Genomic DNA, 19,360 nt, shown 5'->3' with positions numbered 1-19,360 from the left:
AACACCAAGATCATTACAAACAGCTGCTAAAACATTAGCACAAAAAGGTGTTGCAGCAGGTGTTCCATCTGTTCAAGTGGACGGAATGGACGCACTTGCAGTTTATAAAGTAACAAAAGATGCACGTGACCGTGCAATTAAAGGTGAAGGACCAACTCTTATCGAAACAGTTTGTTACCGTTACGGTGCACATACATTGTCAGGAGATGACCCAACACGTTATAGAAAACAAGATGAAGACGATGCATGGGCGAAAAAAGACCCAATCGTTCGTTTCAGAAAGTTCTTAGAAGAAAAAGGATTATGGAACGAAGAGAAAGAAAAAGAAGTGATTGAGCGTGCGCGTGAGGAAGTTAAAGAAGCGATTAAAGAAGCGGATAAAGCAGCGCCACAAACGATCTCAGGTTTAATGGATTTAATGTATGATGACAATCCATCAAACGTTGTAGAGCAATATGAATACTACAAAGGGAAGGAGTCATAATCAATGGCTGAATTAACGATGATTCAAGCGATTACTGAAGCGATGCGTACAGAACTTAAAAATGACGAAAACGTACTCGTATTTGGAGAGGACGTTGGAGTTAATGGTGGTGTATTCTTAGCGACTCAAGGATTACAAGAAGAGTTTGGAGTCGACCGTGTATTTGACACACCACTTGCAGAAAGTGCAATCGCATCACTCGGTTTAGGTTTAACATTAGAAGGATATCGTCCGGTTGTTGAAATCCAGTTCTTCGGATTCTTATTTGAAGCGATGGATGGAATTGCTGGACAAATTGCACGTCATAGATACCGTTCAGGCGGTTCTAAAAAGACTCCTATCGTGGTTCGTGCACCATTTGGTGGTGGAGTAAACACACCAGAATTACACGCAGACTCACTTGAAGGTCTTATGGCACAAACACCTGGTTTACGTGTAGTAATTCCATCAACACCAAGTGACGCTAAAGGACTACTCATCTCAGCAATTCGCTCAGATGACCCTGTAATTTTCTTAGAGCATATGAAGCTATACCGTTCATTCCGTGAAGAAGTACCTGAAGAGGCTTACGAAGTGGAAATTGGTAAAGCAGCAGTTCGTCGTGAAGGGGATGATGTGACATTAATCGCTTACGGTGCGATGGTTCACGAAGCACTCCATGCTGCTGAGGAGTTAGAAAAAGAAAATATTTCTGCAGAAGTGATCGACTTAAGAACAGTTTCTCCAGTCGACTACGAAACACTCGTTAAATCTGTAGAGAAAACAAATCGTGCAGTCGTGATTCAAGAAGCACAGCACCAAGCAGGTGTTGGTGGACAAGTCACAGCTGAGTTACAAGAACGTACAATTCTTTCGTTAGAAGCACCTATTTTACGTGTGAGTGCGCCAGACACAGTGTATCCATTCACTGCAGCTGAAAAAGTATGGCTACCTGGGAAAGATGAAATTATCGAAAAAGCGAAAGAAGTTATCAATTTCTAAAACTTAGGGGGGAAATTCATGGCTTATGAAGTGAAACTTCATGATATCGGTGAAGGAATTCATGAAGGTGAAATTGCGAAGTGGTTCATCAATGAAGGTGACCAAATTGAAGAGGATGATACTCTCGTAGAGATCGCAAACGACAAAGCAGTCGTAGAAATGCCATCTCCAGTATCAGGAACAATTCAAAAGATTCACGTCGCAGAAGGAGAAGTGACGACAGTCGGTACAGTACTTGTAACGATTGATGACGGTAGTGAAGACACGCCGTCAGAAGACACATCTTCTGACTCAGAAAAAGAAGAAGATAAAAAAGAAGAGCCTGTAAAAGAAGAAAAAGAAGATAAAACTGAAGAAAAATCAGTATCTAAAGAAGAAGGTTCTACAGATAAACGATTCGTAAAAGCGATGCCTTCAGTTCGTAAATTTGCTCGTGAGAACGACGTAGATATTACGAAAGTAACAGGTACAGGAAAACACGACCGTATTACTAAAGCGGACGTTGAAGCATTTATGAATGGTGGCGCTGAAGAAGCGGCAGATACTGCAGAAACTAAATCTGAAGAAACATCTAAACAAAGTGTAACGATGGTAACTAAAGACCGTGAAACGCGTGAGAAGATGACGTCGATTCGCCGTACGATCGCTAAAGCGATGGTGAGTAGTAAACAGACGTCACCACACGTTACAAACATCGACGAAGTAATCGTAGACAACCTTTACGAACACCGTCAGAAGTTCAAAGGATACGCTGAAGAGCAAGGTACGAAATTAACGTACTTACCATATGTCGTTAAAGCACTCGTATCTGCGCTGAAGAAATATCCTGAGTTAAACACATCAGTAGATAGTGAAACGGATGAAATTATCCATAAACACTACTACGATATCGGTATTGCTGCAGACACTGACCGCGGGTTAGTCGTTCCAGTAATTAGAGATGCAAATGCAAAATCTATTTTTGAAATTTCAGATGATATTATGGAACTTGCAACAAAAGCGAGAGATGGTAAACTGACAATGGAAGAAATGCAAGGCGGAAGCATGTCGATTTCTAACCTCGGATCTGAAGGTGGTAAATGGTTTACTCCAGTAATTAACCAACCTGAAGTTGCGATCTTAGGAATTGGACGTATTGAAGAACAACCTGTCGTTGTAGATGGTGAAGTTGTTCCTGCACGCGTACTTGCGATTTCTATTAGTTACGACCATAGAGTAATCGATGGTGCAGTAGCGCAAAGAGCTTTAAATCACATTAAGAAATTACTAAATAATCCTGATTTATTATTAATGGAGGGGTAAAATAATGGTTGTAGGAGATTTTGCAATCGAAGTAGATACAGTCGTCATTGGTGCTGGTCCAGGAGGATACGTAGCAGCAATTCGTGCGGCTCAGTTAGGACAAAAAGTTGTACTCGTTGAGAAAGACACAGTAGGAGGCGTATGCTTAAACGTTGGTTGTATTCCATCTAAAGCATTAATCGCTTCATCACACAGATATCAAGATGCTAAAAACTCTGAAGATATGGGTGTTAAAGTTAAAGACGTAAAATTAGATTTCTCTAAAGTACAAGAGTTTAAAGGTAAAGTCGTCGACCAACTTGTTGGAGGAGTAGAATCACTACTTAAAGGTAACAAAGTTGAAGTTGTTAAAGGTGAAGCTTACTTCTCTGGTAAAAACAGCATTAAAGTTGCGACTGAAAACCAATCACAAACGTATGAGTTTAAACATGCGATTGTAGCGACAGGTTCTCGTCCGATTGAAATCCCAGGATTTGCATTTGGTGATCGTGTACTCGATTCAACAGGTGCACTTAACCTAGAAAAACTACCTAAAAAACTTGTTGTTATCGGTGGAGGATATATCGGTACTGAACTTGGTACTGCATATGCAAACTTAGGTACTGAGGTAACAATTTTAGAAGGTATGAAAGATATCTTAGGTGGTTTCGAAAGAAACATGACATCACTTGTTAAACGTAACCTTAAGAAAAAAGACGTTAAAGTTGTGACTGAGGCGATGGCAAAATCTGCTGAAGAAACAAAAGATGGCGTTAAAGTTACGTATGAAGATAAAAAAGGTAACACTGAGACAATCGAAGCAGACTACGTATTAGTTACTGTAGGTCGTCGTCCAAATACAGACGAACTTGGTTTAGAAGATATCGGTGTTAAATTAACAGACAGAGGACTTGTTGAAGTTGATAAACAAGGTCGTTCATCTGTTGATTCAATCTTTGCAATTGGTGATATCGTACCTGGGTTACCACTTGCACATAAAGCAAGCTACGAAGCAAAAGTTGCTGCTGAAGCAATCGCTGGTGAAAAATCTGAAGTAGATTACATCGGTATGCCTGCAGTATGCTTCACAGAGCCTGAACTTGCATCAGTTGGTATTAACGAAACTGAAGCAAAAGAAGAAGGACTCGACATCGTTACAGGCCGTTTCCCATTTGCAGCAAATGGTCGTGCGATTGGTTTAAACAAAACAGATGGTTTCGTAAAACTCGTTGCGCGTAAAGAAGACGGATTAGTAATCGGTGCTCAAGTAGCTGGTGACGGTGCGTCAGACATCATTTCAGAACTTGCATTAGCAGTTGAAACAGGAATGACATTAGAAGACGTTGCATTAACAATTCACCCGCACCCAACATTAGGTGAAATGCCTATGGAAGCGGCTGAAGCAGCACTTGGACGTCCAATCCACTCATTATAATTAACTAAAGCGCTCAAATGAGCGCTTTTTTCTTTGGAGGTTTTTATATATGGAATATAGTTACCCACTTGATTTAGAATGGTCAACAGAAGAAATGATTACAGTGACGCACTTTTATCAAACGATTGAAAAGGGATATGAATCAGGTGTGACTCATAATGAGTTACAGACTGCTTATCAATCGTTTAAAAAAATCGTACCGAGTAAAGCAGAAGAAAAAACGTTATTTAATGCGTTTGAAAAAGCATCTGGCTATCACCCTTGGGGACTCGTTAAACAACTTAAAGATACGAGTTCAAATGACATTATTAAAAAATAATTCGATTCAAATAATATGTCTAAAAAAATAATAAATAGGGTATAATCAAAGAACGACAGAAACATATTGGAGTGAAGATTATGGCAAAACGAGATTACACAGTGAGAGTTGAACCGATCTCACGCGTGCCTGAAAAAGTTATCGGTTGGATTGGTTGGATTGCGTTACTCGCAGTCGTAGTATTAATTGCTTACGTGTCTTATGCGTTTGGTAACGATCCACAATTTATGAGTATTGTTGAACAAGAAGCGAGACAAGCAGCAGTCGAAGAGGGCGTTAATCCTCAAGAGGTAACAGATCTGCTTGTAGGAACACTCAGCAAATTATGGCTACTTAGCTTAGTTGGAGTCATTCCGTTAATTATTTCATTTATCGGCTTAGTGAAAATGAAAAAGAGAATCTTAGCAGGTTCATTACTCTTAATTACAGCAATTATTATTGCACCATTTGTCGTAACATTATTCTCATCATTAATGTTCGTCATTGCAGCGGTATTACTATTTGTTCGTAAAGATAAAGAAACAATTATTAACGACTATAACGACAGTCATACTAGACCATCTTATGAAGATGATACGCGTGTCGCTAAAAGACCGGAAACACGTCCGGTACCAGTAGTTACTGAAGACGAAGATTTAGAGAAAACACGTATGTTTACAGCAGTAGACGAAGAGGATTATAAAGACTTTGGCTACGATGAAGATTTATCGTCACTGGATGATTTAGACAACGATGCAAAACGTACGAGAAGAGAAAATCTCGATAAAAGAAATGAAGAGTAATTTTTAAGCAACTACTTTTGTAGTTGCTTTTTTATATGTAAAAAGAGCCGGTTAAACCGACTCTTCTTCGATATAAAATGTATGCAATGTATTGAACACGTTTTTAAGTTCTTCTAAGAAAGCTTCGTCTGATTTTAAGACCGGATCATTTTTATCGTAAAACTTACCGATCATTAACTCTCCAGATTTTACCGTTTTTAAACGATCGATTGCTTTTTAACGTCGTCTTCTTTTAAATCTTTTATAAACATCTTTTCAGGTTTCATATGATTTTTGTAATAAAATATCCGTCACCTAAATTTAAAATATCATCAATTTGATTGATTAAACGGTCAGCCATATATGCTTTTGACGGCGCTTCATAAATAATACCGTACTGACAAAACGCATGGTCTTTAAATAGTCCAATTTGAAAGTGCGGTAACATTTTATATCCGCGTTTATTTGTACTAAACGCAACCCAAGAATCAATCGGTGGGTTCACTTTACGGCGTGCATGTTGTGCGACGTGTGTAAAATGTGTGTCATCTGTCATTTCTGTTAAGTAATCACTAAAATATTCACCTAAATTTTCAAGCTTAACTCGTGCGTGCTTTTTAAGTTCAGACATTGTTTTTTCGAGTGTATCATGTGTAAATACATCGAAATCTTCTTTTGTAAATGTGTACTTCATCGTCTCTTCCTCCAACAATTCGTTAGCTTTATGATAAAATAATAATGAGTAATCATCAAATAATTGAGGTGAAGTAAATGGATGTATATGAATTTGCAAAATCATTAATACGTGACGCTGGAGATTTTATTGAAACGAGACGACTTGAAGGCTTTGAAGTAATGAGAAAGACTGGGCCACACGATTTAGTGACGCCAGTCGATAAAGAAACAGAAGAATTTATTTATAAGCGTATTAAAGCACAGTTCCCTGAACATAATATCGTTGGTGAAGAGACATATGGAAAAGACGTTAAAACGTTAAAAGGGTTTACGTGGATAGTCGACCCGATTGACGGTACAGTAAACTTCATTAACCAAAACGATAACTTTGCGATTTCTGTCGGTATATATAAAGACGAAGAACCATATTGTGGACTTATATATGACGTAGCGAATAAAGTACTCTACCACTCAAAAGTTGGTGAAGGTGCTTATAGAAATAGCGAGAAAATTAAAGAAGTTGAATATCAGCCATTAGACGATACAATCGTCGGTGTGAGTCATAAATGGTTATTAAAAGACGACGTGAGACATTTCTTTATCGAACTAGTCGATAAAGCACGATCTGTACGAAATAGAGGAAGTGCAGCGCTCGACTTTACGTCAGTCGCTGATGGGAAATTTGGAGCTGTAGTGTTTTACGAACTCTTCCCATGGGATTATGCCGGGGGTAGAATTTTAACAAATGAACTCGGACTAAAATGTGTGACGTTAACAGGTGAACACGTTCCAGAACTTGAAGCATCGAGTGTCGTATGTGGACATGAGAAATTAGTCGATGAGATACTCGAGATATTTAATCACGAGTCATTTAAAGACGTACACGACAAATTCTTTAATAATTAAAAAATTCCCCACTCGTATGAGGGGGAATATTTATTATAGCCAATCGTTTTCGCGATATTTTTTCTTTAATGTAAAACCAATACCAAAAATAGCAACAAATCCAATTGCTAATAGTATTGTGAGTCCCCACATCTCTTCAGCGAGTGTGACCGATAATAAAACGAGTAAAACGATTGCGAGTACCGCAAGTATGAAAAAAATCCCTTTCGATTTTTTCTCCATGTAAATCGACTCCACATATAAATTTTCTCAATTATATCATAGAATAAGTACGATATGATATAATTGTACAGTTAAATAACCTAAATACGAAGGGAACTTTTGAATGACAGTAAGAAAAGATTTAAGAAATATAGCGATTATCGCCCACGTAGACCACGGTAAAACGACGTTAGTCGACCAATTATTAAAACAATCTGGTTTATTTAGAGACAACGAACACGTTGAGGACCGTGCGATGGACAGTGGCGATATTGAAAAAGAGCGCGGTATTACAATTTTATCTAAAAACACTGCGATTGATTATGAAAATGTAAGAATTAATATTTTAGATACACCAGGACACGCAGACTTCGGTGGAGAGGTAGAACGTATTTTAAAAATGGTCGATGGAGTAATACTCGTCGTTGATGCATTTGAAGGTACGATGCCACAGACGCGTTTCGTGCTTAAAAAAGCTTTAGACGTCGGTGTGACGCCTCTCGTTGTCGTTAATAAAATCGATAAACCACAAGCACGACCTGAAGCGGTTGTCGACGAAGTACTTGAACTATTTATCGATTTAGGAGCAGATGATGATCAACTTGAATTCCCAGTCGTATACGCTTCAGCAATGAACGGAACTGCAAGCTTAGATCCAGAGACTCAAGACGATAATATGAAAGTGTTATACGATACGATTTTAGAGTGCGTCCCGGCACCTGTAGATAATAGCGATGAACCGTTACAATTCCAAGTATCATTATTAGATTATAACGATTACGTTGGACGTATCGGTATCGGTCGTGTATTTAGAGGGTCAATTTCAGTTGGAGAAAATGTATCACTCGTTAAATTAGATGGTACAGTAAAACAATTTAGAGTCACTAAAATGTTTGGATTTTTAGGTCTGAAACGTATTGAAATTGAACATGCGAAAGCTGGAGACATTATCGCGTTAAGTGGTTTAGAAGATATTAACGTCGGTGAAACAGTCACAGACCGTGAAACAGTAGAAGCACTCCCTGCACCAACAATTGATGAGCCTACGTTACAAATGACGTTTTCAGTAAATAACTCACCGTTTGCTGGACGCGAAGGTAAATTTGTAACAGCACGTCAAATTAAAGACCGCTTAGATGTTCAATTAGAAACGGACGTATCGTTAAGAGTAGATCAAGGAGCAACACCAGATCAGTTTATCGTTTCTGGACGTGGAGAGCTACACTTATCCATCTTAATTGAAAATATGAGACGTGAAGGATACGAGCTTCAAGTATCTAAACCAGAAGTTATCATTCGTGAAATTGATGGTAAAAAACATGAACCGTTTGAGCGCGTACAAATTAACGTACCAAGTGAACACGCAGGAAGTGTCATTGAGTCACTCGGCCAACGTAAAGGTGAAATGCTAGATATGGCGACTGAAGATGGACAAACGAAACTCGTGTTTTTAGTACCGTCTCGTGGTTTAATAGGATATACGACAGAGTTTATGACGATGACTCACGGTTATGGTATTTTAAACCATACGTTTGAAGATTACCGTCCAGTAATCCAAGGTAAAATTGGTGGCCGTCGTAACGGTGTACTCGTTTCAATTAACAAAGGTCCAGCGAGCGCATTTGCAATTATGAACTTAGAAGACCGTGGGACGAACTTCACTGAACCTGGTACAGAAGTGTATGAGGGAATGATCGTCGGTGAAAACTCACGTGAAAATGATTTAGGTGTAAACATTACGAAAACAAAAGCTCATACAAATATGCGTTCAGCAACAAAAGACCAAACTGAAACGATGAAACGTCCAAGAATTATGACGCTAGAAGAAGCGTTAGAATATATTAACGTCGATGAATTAGTAGAAGTGACGCCTGAGTCGATTCGTTTACGTAAGAAGATTTTAAACAAAAGTGAACGCGACCGTGCGCTAAAGAATGCTAAAAAGCAAGAGGAGTAGAAGGCAATGTTTTTTTCGTTCGTCTTAATGACAGCGGCACAAACAGATCAAAGTAGCTTATATAACCGCTTGTCGATGTTTGGTAAGCTATATGGCGCAGAACAAAATCCAGATACTGCGATGTGGTTATTGTTTATTACTGTATACGTACTATCAGTTCTCGCATACGTACTTGGTTTTGCGAAAAAGTTAAAGCTTTGGCAAAACATCGTGATTTATATCATTATGCTATTATTCTCATTACCACTGACATTTTTTGCAGCGTTTTACCCGGTTGCAGAGTGTTTAATCGTCATCGTATTTGTAATGGGAATGTACCGATATAGACTATATAATGAAAAGAAAAAAGGTACGATATCGTTCGATAATAAAGAAACGCATAAATAATAAAACGACCTGTCACATATATTAAAATGTGACAGGTCTTTATTTTATACGAACGTAAATGCTGTAACGTATTCGTATCTTTCGATAATTTCTCCGTCTTTAATGACGAGTAGGTCGATCATACCGTCGTCGTATAATCTCTTACCATTATTAGAAAACTGTGCGTAATGATCGTAACGGTCTTTATATGCGAGTGTTGTCGTCCCGTTTTTATGTGTAATTTCATACTTTACGCTTTTTGGTTCAGCGTATTCTAAAAATGGGTCGAGCGCCATAATAAACGTGCCGTTTAGCAGTTCTTCTTTTTTATTTTTATATCTCTTTTCTGATTTTAACGTCGGTGGAAGTGTGTCTCCTTCTATAATTTGACGGTTCCACTCTTCACTATCTTCAAATTCAATGTGTTCTTCATCATGTACTAAATCTTCTATATGTATTTTACGATCGTCGAAAATCCATGCACTCGAATCTAATGTAATGACGAAGTTTACGTTTCCTTTAATTTGTAGCAGCATGTAACCCCTCCTAAGCTTAAATTATACCAAATTATACATAATTGAACATAGCCACTCACTTGAAAAATGTAATACTGTAGAGTAGTATTTAGTTGTAATGAAAAGGGGGAAGGGCCTTGTCTAGTGAAGAAACTTTAAAAAGACTTGCATTAGAAACACTCGAGCAAGATGCAGATAGAATCGTACAACTGATTCGTGTTCAAATGGATAATTTGACAATGCCTCAATGCCCGGTATATGAAGAAGTGTTAGATACTCAAATGTTCGGGTTATCTAAAGAAATACATTTTGCAGTGAGACTAGGGTTAATAGATAGAGAGCATGGGCGTTCGATATTAGCAGATTTAGAAAAGCAAGTATCAGACGTACATGAAGCGTATTATGAACATAGAGAACAATTAAAAAAGGCAAATAAGTAGTGGTGATCCAATGAAGAAAGCAAAACGCTTAAACTACCCGATTAGTAAGACAAATCAGCACATAGATTATGTCATTATATTTGCATACATAGCACTTGCAATTATTGGCCTTGTCATGATTTATAGTGGAAGTATGGTGAAATCATCGCGCAGTGAGATGACGAACTTTAATCCAAAGTTTTTCTTTGATTCGCAGTTACGTTTTGTCATATTTGGGATGACGATATTTGTAATTATTACATTTTTTACGAGCTCACGATTATTTAGAAAGCCGATTATTCCAATTGCGTTAATTGCTGGAAGTATTTTGTTACTTCTCGCGACTCAAATCTTTGGTATTGAAGTAAATGGTGAGAAGAACTGGATTCGTCTTGGGTTTATAAATTTACAAACATCTGAGTTCGTTAAAATTGTCGTTATTATGTATTTAGCATATGTCTATGACAGACGACTACGTATAAAAACAGAGCTTATACCGACAGACGGGAAGCACTTGATGCCATTTGCACTCGTACTCGTAATGACGTTATGGATTGGTAGAAATGACTTCGGAACGTCGTTAATCATTTTAGCGATTATTATCTCGATGTTTTTCTATTTAAACTTCGAACGGAAATTTACGTTTATGATATTTTCAGGAATTGTTGGGATTATCGTCCTTGTCGTCGGTGCATTTATCATGTTTGACGGGCAATTTTTAAGTTCGTATCAGCTCGCGAGAATCGATACGTTTTTCCATCCGTTTAACGACCCGTATGGTGACGGATATCAGCTTACGAACAGCTTAATTGCGATAGCCAACGGTGGTTTGATCGGGCAAGGTATCGGAAACGGCATATTAAAACTCGGATTTTTACCTGAAGCACAGACGGACTTTATATTTTCAGTTATCGCTGAAGAACTTGGGCTCATCGGGGTACTTGTCGTACTCGGGTTGTATGCGATAATTGTTGTTAAAGCATTTTATTATTCATATCATACTGGAGATTTATATTTAAGACTCATCACGTTTGGAATTGGTATTTATATTACGATTCAGTGTTTCTTTAACATTGGAGGCGCAACGAAAACTATTCCATTAACGGGTGTTCCGTTACCGTTGCTCAGTTACGGTGGATCAAGTTTCTTGAGTATATCGATTGCATTAGCAGTATTATCAGTCGCGGTTAAAGAAATTAGATATCGTAAAGCAATCAATCGTGATTAAAGACGTTTTTATAACGTCTTTTTTTAATATAAAAAAACGTGAGGGTTATCCCTCACGTTTTATGGTTCATAGTCAGGTCGACTAATGAGTAAGATGTAATAGCATAGTATACCGAATATTAAAGTGATAAATAATGCATGGAATAGTGCGATGAAAATATTTGCGTACGTAAATATCGTTAAAGCACCTGTGATGATTTGTAATACGAGTAAAGTCATCATGATAATCCAACCGTTCTTAATGACTCGGTAGTTGCTGTAATGTTTTAATACATGAATTAAAGCAATAACCATCCAAATAAATAGTATGAGTACTAAAAAGCGGTGTCCCATTTGAACGGCTTGATAAAAGTTTGTTGGTAAAATTTGGTTTGGCATACAGTGTGGCCATTTTGTACATGCGAGTGATGCATCGGCATGTCTAACTAATGCGCCGCTATATATTACGAAGTAAATATAAATAATAATACCAATCGTATGACGTCTCAATCCTTTATGTATGATAAGACCTTTCGTATCATACTTTAAGTCAACGTGGAAGACGAGTAATGTTAATACGAACACAGCTGCAAAACATATTAATGAAATTCCAAAGTGTGCAGCAAGTACAAACTCACCGTGCCATAAACCAACAACTGCCGCAGCACCAATTAAACTTTGGATGAGAATAAAACTAAGAGATACACATACGAGAAACTTTGTCTCTCTAATATGTGAGAGTTGTTTCCAAGCCATAACTCCAAAGATGATTAAAAAGATAATTGCGATTCCAGATACACCTCTATGTGCAATCTCAATTATCGTATCTAATGGCCAGTCTTTAGGGATAAGTTGACCATGACATAGTGGCCAAGAATCCCCACACCCTTCAGCAGATCCAGTTTTTGTCACGAGCGCTCCACCGATTTGGACAAAGACCATGATGAGGGTCGTAATCACCGCCACTATTTTCAATTTTTTATACAACCAAAACACCTCATTAAAAAATCCGTACAAATATCTGTTCAATTAATAAATATAAACCATCACATAGAATCATGCAATGATTAAAGTTATAAGAAAGACTTAACAAAATTGTAAACTGTGGTAGAATCTATATGTAAACAATAGCGACTATAGTGGTACTTTCCATAGATAAATGTTTAAATTGTAAATTATTTGAACAATTTTTGAACAATCTGTGAAAAAAAGGTGTTAACACTATAGATTCTCGGTCTGTTTTCCTATATCATTATAGTAACTAGAAATGTTGGTGAAAGGGGGCGAAGGTTAAATGCAGAGTCATGTGTCTAATGAAAGGCATACGATGACGTTTATTGAAAAACAACAAGCATTTCGAGTGTTAATTAAAGAAGGCATCATTAAAGCGAACTTGATCCCAGCATTTGCTGCTGGATTTCTTGCTGTTATGTATTATGGTCACTCTTTTTTCAGCTCGCTTCCATTGTTGTTAATCATGCTATTAGGTGTTGGTCTTTTAATTGGTGGCGTTGCTGCACTGAATAACTATTATGACCGGGATATTGATTCAGTTATGAAGTCTAAGCAACAACGACCAAGTATCGACGGCACGTATAGCGGGAAAGACATACTATGGATTGGTTTTTCAATGGTTGTTATAGGAGAGATTCTCTTATATTCAATTAATATGACTGCAGGTACACTTGGCCTCTTAGCTGGTTTTGGCTATGTAGTCCTATATTCCATCTACTCTAAAAGACATTATGTTGTTAATACAGTAGTTGGAGCATTACCAGGAGCAGCACCTCCCTTAATTGGATGGGCGGTTATAGACCCAAACTTACATACACTCGCGTTTGCGATGTTCTTTGTAATGTTTATATGGCAACCACCGCACTTTTACGCTTTAGCAATAAATCGTAAAGATGAGTACAGCACCGCTAACATTCCAATGTTACCGAGTGTGAAGGGAGAAAAGCGGACGGTTAGGTCGATCGTGATGTGGATATCACTACTCGTCATTACCCCGTTTTTCATGACTGATTTAGGGATTTGGTTTGTCGTATTAATCACATTGCTTAACTTAAGTTGGTTAGTACTTTCCTTAAACATGTTTAAGCCAATCACCGATTACAAGCGCTATGCAAAAACAGTGTTTGTATTTTCTTTAAATTACATTCTTATTTTTTACGTTATGATTATAGTCGCCGGTCTATTAATCTAAACTTATTTTTGAAAGAGGGGTCTATTAGATGAAGAACAGTTGGACTAAAACAAAATTTTATATGTTAATGTCTGTTCTTGCTATTTTCTTAGCAGGCTGTGGTAGAGAAAACTTAAGTGCTTTACAACCTGCTGGTGAAGTTGGGAGACAACAATTTTTCTTAATTATTCTTTCAATTTCAATCATGTTACTTGTCGTTGGAACAGTAGCAATCGCATTTACAATTGCAGTTGTAAAAAGTCGTAGAAGTAAAGTGGGAGAAGATTTCGTACCAAAGCAAGTTGCGGGTAACCATACACTTGAAGTAATTTGGACGACTATCCCAATTATTTTACTTATCATCTTAGCAATCCCAACAGTTTGGGTAACATTTACTCTAGCAGACGTTGAGGATATGGTAACTGAAGATGGTGTAGCGAACAAAGATTCAGTAATCGTTAACGTAACTGCTTACCAATATTGGTGGGAGTTTGAATACGTTCATGAAAATGTTGTTACGAGTCAAGACTTAGTCGTTCCAACAGATGAAAAAGTATTCTTCAACTTAAAAGGTGCCGACGTAAAACACTCGTTCTGGGTACCTGCTGCGGGTGGTAAACTCGATACAAACGTTGACGGAATCAACAGTTTCTACTTGGTGTTTGATGATGACAAAGCAGAAAACGCAGATCGTTTATTCTACGGTAAGTGTGCGGAATTATGTGGTCCTTCACACGCATTAATGGACTTTAAAGTAGTCGCATTACCAAGAGCAGAATTTGATCAATGGTTAGCAGATATGAAAGTCTACGAAGAAGAAGCAAAAGTTGCATCAGCTGACGATGCAAAAGAAGGTCAAGAAATCTTCAACAACTCTTGTATCGGATGTCACGCAGTTACACCAACTAACCCTGGTGCTGCTGGACCTAACTTAACAAACTTCGGTGATAGAGAACTTATCGCTGGTATTTTAGAGCACAACAAAGAAAACTTAGTAAGCTGGATCAAAGATCCAGAAAAGATTAAACCAGACAACAAAATGACTGGTGCATATCAATTAAATGATGAAGAAATTGACAAAGTAGCTGCATACTTAATGGAGCTAAAACTAGATAAAAACTCTGGTGATGTCGAAAAAATGAAAAAAGAGATTGAAGCAGAGGAAAAAGAGGACAATGATGAAGGGAGCGACAAATAAGCATGGCAACAGTTAATGGGCAAAAAGTTGGCTTTGGTCGTTTAATATGGGAATATTTAACGACAGTAGACCATAAGAAGATCGCTATCTTATACCTAATTGGTGGTGGATTCTTCTTCGTCATGGGTGGTATTGAAGCGATGCTTATTCGTATCCAGCTTTCAGTACCAAATAACGATTTCTTATCAGCTGGATTATTCAACGAAATGATTACGATGCACGGTACTACGATGATTTTCTTAGCTGCGATGCCAATTTTATTCGCATATATGAACGCAGTAGTTCCATTACAAATTGGTGCACGTGACTTAGCGTTCCCATTCATGAACGCTTTAGGTGTATGGATGTTTATTCTAGGTGGTATTTTCGTTAACGTTTCTTGGTTATTCGGAGATGCACCTGACGCAGGTTGGACAAGCTATGCGTCACTATCAATTGCATCACCTGGACACGGTATTGACTTCTACGCAATCGGTTTACAGATTGCAGGGGCTGGTACGTTAATTACAGGTATTAACTTTGTAACAACGATTATTACGATGAGAGCACCAGGTATGACTTATATGAGAATGCCATTATTCACATGGACAGCACTTGTTGCATCAATCCTTATCGTATTCGGTTTCCCGCCATTAACAGTAGGGCTTTTCCTATTAACGTTTGACCGTATGTTCGGTTCGAACTTCTTCATAGTTGAAGCTGGTGGTAACACTATTATTTGGGAACACTTATTCTGGATCTTCGGACACCCAGAAGTATATATCTTAATCTTACCGGCATTCGGTATTTTCTCTGAGATTTTCGCAGTATTCTCTAGAAAGAGATTATTCGGTTACTCAGCGATGGTATTCGCTACAGTACTAATCGGATTCTTCGGATTCATGGTTTGGGCGCACCACATGTTTACAGTTGGTTTAGGTCCAACAGCGAACGCTATCTTCGCATTAGCGACAATGGCAATTGCGGTACCAACGGGTATTAAAATATTTAACTGGATTGCTACAATTTGGGGCGGTAGTATTACATTTACAACTCCAATGCTTTATGCATTAGCGTTTATCCCTTCATTCGTAATGGGTGGGGTAACAGGTATCATGCAAGCGGTAGCTCCAGCAGACTATCAGTACCATGACTCATACTTTATCGTTGCGCACTTCCACTACGTAATCGTAGGTGGGGTAGTATTCGCGATATTAGCAGGTCTTCACTACTGGTGGCCATTAATGTTTGGAACTAAGCTAAACGACACATTAGGTAAAATCGAAATGGCAATCTTTGCTATCGGTTTCCATATGACATTCTTAGTTCAACACTGGTTAGGTTTATGGGGAATGCCACGTCGTGTATTCACTTACTTAGACGGTCAAGGCTTTAACTTAGCAAACTTAATCTCAACAATTGGTGCATTACTCATGGCAGTTGGGGTAATCGTACTTGTTATTAACATCATTATGACAGTTGTTAAAAATGATAGAGTCGTAAACGTTGACGTTTGGGACGGTCGTACACTTGAGTGGGCAGTTGCAACACCAACTCCAGAATACAACTTCTTCCAAACTCCACTAGTACGTGGTTTAGATGTTTTACAGTTAGAAAAAGAAGAAAACAACGGTGAAATTCCATCAGCTGGACCAGTTGAGGATATTCATATGCCAAATAACTCAATTATTCCGTTTATCTTAACTTTAGGGTTATTCATTGCAGGATTTGGTGCATTATTCCACGCGTCAGGTCAAGAATGGGCGATTGCAGCAGTTAAAGATTTACCAAGCATGAGACCTTGGTCAATGATTTTACTCGTCGGTGGTTTAACAATCACATTCCTTTCAATGATGGCAAGATCTTGGATTGATGACCACGGTCACTACGTCAAGAAAGAACGTATTGAAAGAGAAATGCGCGAATATGAAGAAAGAAAAAGAGGTGCGAACTAATGGCAGAAGTTAAATATAATGTTGATAATGCTAATTGGCCGAAGCACCCTGAAACAGCTACGTTAGAAGGTAAAAACAAGTTTGTTGGTTTCTGGACATTCTTAGCGGGAGAGACAGTATTATTCTCATGTCTCTTCGCGACTTACCTCGCACTTAAAGACTCAGTGCCAAGTAGCGATCACTTATTAGCAGCTGACCTATTCCACTTAGAGTTAGCGTTCGTAATGACGATGTTCTTATTAACATCTTCATTAACAAGTGTTTTCGCAGTACACCATATGAGAAACAACAACTTCGCGAAAATGCAATTATGGTTAGGAATTACAGTTCTTTTAGGTGCTGGGTTCTTAGCACTTGAAATCTATGAGTTCATTGAATATGTACAACTCGGTCACACGTTTAGATCAAGTGCGTTCGGTAGTGCATTCTATATCTTAATCGGTACACACGGATTCCACGTTATTATCGGTTTAATTTGGATTACATTACTTATCATCCGTAACTCAGGACGCGGATTATCAGTATATACAGCTGCGAAAGTTAACACAGCAGCACTATACTGGCACTTCATTGACGTTGTGTGGGTGTTCATCTTCACAATCGTTTATCTGTTAGGGGTGTTATAAATGGCGAACGTAGAAACTGAATCATTAACAAGAAAAGAGTTAGATGCACTTTACAAAGCACGTGCAAAAGAAATGAGACTTCAGCTAACATCTTTTGCTCTTATGATTTTCATGACATTTATAGCATTTGGATTAGTAGCATTAGACTTTAACAAATACTTTGTTGGAGCAATCATTGTTACTCTAGCGTTTGTACAAGTTATTTTACAATTCTTCTACTTCATGCATATGAAGGACAAAGGACATGAATTTGCGAAGTTATTCATCTTCGTAGGTATGTACTTCGCACTAGCGTTTATCATAACGTTCGTGTTCATCGTATGGATTGGTACAGGCGGAATTCAATAAATTTCAATGGACTAGCATTGCTAGTCCATTTTTTTGTTAGAAAATAGACAAATTAAAATATGTTCGTTTCATTAAAAATAGTCTATAATGATAGTTAGCTTATATTAAAAGGGTGATAAATTTGGATCGTTTAATGTCGATACGAATTTTTGGTTTCATCGGAAATTGGAGTCCATTTTTACTAGCGTTTATTATCGTAGCGTCTGTTGTGTACTTCTTAATTACGATGAAATGGTACAAAGATATACCAGGTGGTCGTAAACTGACTAAACTAGAGTTCTGGATGTCAATTATAGTTATTTTATTATTTTATATTACGTTCGGATCACCAGTAGATATATTAAGTCATATTTTATTTACGTTTCATATGGTGCAAATGGCGCTTGGGTTATTACTCATTCCGCCGTTACTATACTTTGCAATACCGGATTACTTATGGGCATACATGGTAAAATTACCTGTATTACGAGTTTTCCATAAGATTGCTCAGAAACCATTATTAGCGCTTGTGCTTTTTTGTGGTGCGTTTTCGCTTTACCATATCCCTACAGTTATGGATTCGTTAAAGTTAAATCAGTCATTACACTTTATGTCGTTAGCGATTTTATTCTTACTCGCAATAATTGCGTTTTGGCCTGTATTAAATAAAGTAGATCCACCGGAAAAGCATATGAACTACTTATTTAAGACATTATACGTGTTCGGAATTGGTGGATTATTATTACCAGCATGTGGTTTAATCATCTTCTCAGAGACGCCTATGTTTAAGACGTATACTGAAAGTGCAGCATGGTTAAAATCGATGGAGCTTTGTGTTCCAGTAGGTGTTCTTGATACGTTAAAAGATCAAAATATGATTAGTGGACCTGAGTACTTCAGTAATATGACACCACTGTCTGACCAACGTACAGGTGGAATCATTATGAAGATTCTTCAAGAAGTATTCTTTGGATTTATCATTGCGTACTTATTTGCAAACTGGTGGAAAGAAGAGTCTAGAGATCCAGATGAAATTACGCAAGAATCATTAGAAAGAGCAAATGAGCGTAAAAAGTTAGAAGAATTATATAGATAATAGAGGGTTGAATTATGGATTTGCATTTTATACTACCAACGATTAGTACATCATTTATCGTATTAAGTGCGATTATGATGGCAATCGGGCTTTACAAAATGTTTAAGAAAAGAGACTTTGCCGGTCACGATAAGTTTATGACATTAAGTGCATGGTTTGCGTTAATTTTCTTTATCATTTACTTATCAAAAACAGTATTTTTAGGAAGTACGCAGTTCGGTGGACCTGAACATCTCGTACCGTACTATGTTGTATTTTTAATTTCTCATATTATCTTATCTACTACAGGTGGAATACTTGGAGGATTCCAAGTATTTACAGGTAAGAAGAGAATTTTATCGAAGCATAGAAAGGTTGGAATCTTTGCAGCAGTGATTTGGTTCTTAACAGCAATTACTGGAGTTACTGTATATATTTTATTATATGTGTTATATCCAGGTGGAGAAACTTCTGGATTACTCGATGCGATATTCCATTAAAAAAAATCC

Annotated in this window: 23 protein-coding genes; 18 read left to right on the top strand and 5 right to left on the bottom strand. The window is 37.7% G+C overall.

Going from position 1 to position 19,360, the window contains the following annotated elements:
• The 6 genes from TJ68_RS06105 to TJ68_RS06080 all read left to right on the top strand — a co-directional run.
• The coding region (locus TJ68_RS06105) for a thiamine pyrophosphate-dependent enzyme (protein ID WP_040929277.1) at nucleotides 1-484 on the top strand (484 nt) is incomplete at its 5' end.
• Nucleotides 485-487: 3 nt separating this feature from the next.
• Nucleotides 488-1,465 carry an alpha-ketoacid dehydrogenase subunit beta gene (locus TJ68_RS06100; protein WP_040929276.1) on the top strand — a complete coding sequence of 326 codons (978 nt, stop codon included), beginning with the start codon at nucleotides 488-490 and terminating at the stop codon, nucleotides 1,463-1,465.
• 18 nt (nucleotides 1,466-1,483) lie between these two features.
• On the top strand, nucleotides 1,484-2,767 hold the full coding sequence (locus TJ68_RS06095) for a dihydrolipoamide acetyltransferase family protein (RefSeq protein WP_040929275.1): 1,284 nt from the start codon (nucleotides 1,484-1,486) through the stop codon (nucleotides 2,765-2,767).
• Nucleotides 2,768-2,771: 4 nt separating this feature from the next.
• Nucleotides 2,772-4,181, top strand: a complete 1,410-nt coding sequence (lpdA, locus tag TJ68_RS06090) for a dihydrolipoyl dehydrogenase (protein WP_040929274.1) — start codon at nucleotides 2,772-2,774, stop codon at nucleotides 4,179-4,181.
• A 49-nt stretch (nucleotides 4,182-4,230) separates the two neighbouring features.
• Nucleotides 4,231-4,500, top strand: coding sequence for a UPF0223 family protein (locus tag TJ68_RS06085; protein ID WP_040929273.1), 270 nt, complete (start codon nucleotides 4,231-4,233; stop codon nucleotides 4,498-4,500).
• A gap of 80 nt (nucleotides 4,501-4,580) precedes the next feature.
• Nucleotides 4,581-5,282, top strand: a complete 702-nt coding sequence (locus TJ68_RS06080; RefSeq protein WP_040929272.1) for a DUF4064 domain-containing protein — start codon at nucleotides 4,581-4,583, stop codon at nucleotides 5,280-5,282.
• Nucleotides 5,283-5,333: 51 nt separating this feature from the next.
• Here TJ68_RS06080 and TJ68_RS08780 read toward each other — a convergent pair whose 3' ends face one another.
• A complete protein-coding gene (locus TJ68_RS08780) occupies nucleotides 5,334-5,456 on the bottom strand; it encodes a hypothetical protein (protein ID WP_272944045.1) in 123 nt (40 codons plus the stop codon).
• Between the two features lie 88 nt (nucleotides 5,457-5,544).
• A complete protein-coding gene (locus TJ68_RS08775; protein ID WP_272944044.1) occupies nucleotides 5,545-5,955 on the bottom strand; it encodes a DUF1054 family protein in 411 nt (136 codons plus the stop codon).
• 77 nt (nucleotides 5,956-6,032) lie between these two features.
• Between TJ68_RS08775 and TJ68_RS06070 the strand changes: the two genes are divergently transcribed.
• The gene (locus TJ68_RS06070) at nucleotides 6,033-6,842 is read left to right on the top strand and encodes an inositol monophosphatase family protein (protein ID WP_040929271.1); all 810 of its coding nucleotides are present in this window, start codon (nucleotides 6,033-6,035) and stop codon (nucleotides 6,840-6,842) included.
• A 33-nt stretch (nucleotides 6,843-6,875) separates the two neighbouring features.
• Here TJ68_RS06070 and TJ68_RS06065 read toward each other — a convergent pair whose 3' ends face one another.
• Nucleotides 6,876-7,064, bottom strand: a complete 189-nt coding sequence (locus TJ68_RS06065; protein ID WP_040929270.1) for a DUF5325 family protein — start codon at nucleotides 7,062-7,064, stop codon at nucleotides 6,876-6,878.
• Nucleotides 7,065-7,167: 103 nt separating this feature from the next.
• On the opposite strand from TJ68_RS06065, the gene typA reads away from it, so the two are divergent.
• Nucleotides 7,168-9,000, top strand: a complete 1,833-nt coding sequence (typA, locus tag TJ68_RS06060; RefSeq protein WP_040929269.1) for a translational GTPase TypA — start codon at nucleotides 7,168-7,170, stop codon at nucleotides 8,998-9,000.
• 6 nt (nucleotides 9,001-9,006) lie between these two features.
• On the top strand, nucleotides 9,007-9,387 hold the full coding sequence (locus TJ68_RS06055) for a YlaH-like family protein (protein WP_238316047.1): 381 nt from the start codon (nucleotides 9,007-9,009) through the stop codon (nucleotides 9,385-9,387).
• A gap of 44 nt (nucleotides 9,388-9,431) precedes the next feature.
• On the opposite strand, the gene TJ68_RS06050 is transcribed toward TJ68_RS06055, so the two are convergent.
• Nucleotides 9,432-9,902 carry a hypothetical protein gene (locus tag TJ68_RS06050; protein WP_052327353.1) on the bottom strand — a complete coding sequence of 157 codons (471 nt, stop codon included), beginning with the start codon at nucleotides 9,900-9,902 and terminating at the stop codon, nucleotides 9,432-9,434.
• 116 nt (nucleotides 9,903-10,018) lie between these two features.
• On the opposite strand from TJ68_RS06050, the gene TJ68_RS06045 reads away from it, so the two are divergent.
• Both TJ68_RS06045 and TJ68_RS06040 read left to right on the top strand, forming a co-directional pair.
• Complete coding sequence (locus TJ68_RS06045) at nucleotides 10,019-10,321, top strand: Fpa/YlaN family protein (protein WP_040929268.1); 303 nt, start codon at nucleotides 10,019-10,021, stop codon at nucleotides 10,319-10,321.
• Nucleotides 10,322-10,331: 10 nt separating this feature from the next.
• Nucleotides 10,332-11,528 (top strand): FtsW/RodA/SpoVE family cell cycle protein, encoded by a 1,197-nt coding sequence (locus TJ68_RS06040; protein WP_040929267.1) that lies wholly within the window; start codon nucleotides 10,332-10,334, stop codon nucleotides 11,526-11,528.
• 59 nt (nucleotides 11,529-11,587) lie between these two features.
• On the opposite strand, the gene TJ68_RS06035 is transcribed toward TJ68_RS06040, so the two are convergent.
• Entirely contained in the window at nucleotides 11,588-12,466 is an 879-nt protein-coding gene (locus TJ68_RS06035; protein WP_238316046.1) for a COX15/CtaA family protein, read from the bottom strand.
• A gap of 334 nt (nucleotides 12,467-12,800) precedes the next feature.
• Between TJ68_RS06035 and cyoE the strand changes: the two genes are divergently transcribed.
• The 7 genes from cyoE (at nucleotide 12,801) to TJ68_RS06000 (ending at nucleotide 19,351) form a co-directional block, all read left to right on the top strand.
• Nucleotides 12,801-13,712, top strand: a complete 912-nt coding sequence (gene cyoE, locus TJ68_RS06030) for a heme o synthase (RefSeq protein ID WP_040929265.1) — start codon at nucleotides 12,801-12,803, stop codon at nucleotides 13,710-13,712.
• 28 nt (nucleotides 13,713-13,740) lie between these two features.
• Nucleotides 13,741-14,889: a cytochrome c oxidase subunit II gene (gene coxB / locus TJ68_RS06025; RefSeq protein WP_040929264.1), complete on the top strand. Its 1,149-nt coding sequence runs from the start codon at nucleotides 13,741-13,743 to the stop codon at nucleotides 14,887-14,889.
• A 2-nt stretch (nucleotides 14,890-14,891) separates the two neighbouring features.
• The gene (locus TJ68_RS06020) at nucleotides 14,892-16,823 is read left to right on the top strand and encodes a cytochrome c oxidase subunit I (RefSeq protein ID WP_040929263.1); all 1,932 of its coding nucleotides are present in this window, start codon (nucleotides 14,892-14,894) and stop codon (nucleotides 16,821-16,823) included.
• Entirely contained in the window at nucleotides 16,823-17,449 is a 627-nt protein-coding gene (locus TJ68_RS06015; RefSeq protein ID WP_040929262.1) for a cytochrome c oxidase subunit 3, read from the top strand. Before TJ68_RS06020 ends, TJ68_RS06015 begins: the two co-directional genes overlap by 1 nt.
• Entirely contained in the window at nucleotides 17,450-17,797 is a 348-nt protein-coding gene (locus tag TJ68_RS06010) for a cytochrome C oxidase subunit IV family protein (RefSeq protein ID WP_040929261.1), read from the top strand. It abuts the gene before it with no gap.
• A gap of 133 nt (nucleotides 17,798-17,930) precedes the next feature.
• On the top strand, nucleotides 17,931-18,872 hold the full coding sequence (gene ctaG, locus TJ68_RS06005) for a cytochrome c oxidase assembly factor CtaG (protein WP_040929278.1): 942 nt from the start codon (nucleotides 17,931-17,933) through the stop codon (nucleotides 18,870-18,872).
• Between the two features lie 14 nt (nucleotides 18,873-18,886).
• Nucleotides 18,887-19,351 (top strand): DUF420 domain-containing protein, encoded by a 465-nt coding sequence (locus TJ68_RS06000; protein WP_040929260.1) that lies wholly within the window; start codon nucleotides 18,887-18,889, stop codon nucleotides 19,349-19,351.
• The last annotated feature ends 9 nt before the right edge of the window (nucleotides 19,352-19,360 follow it).

The sequence above is a fragment of the Nosocomiicoccus massiliensis genome (assembly GCF_000438455.1).
GTDB classification, from domain to species: Bacteria; Bacillota; Bacilli; order Staphylococcales; family Salinicoccaceae; genus Nosocomiicoccus; species Nosocomiicoccus massiliensis.
This window is presented reverse-complemented; position numbering and strand designations above follow the sequence as displayed.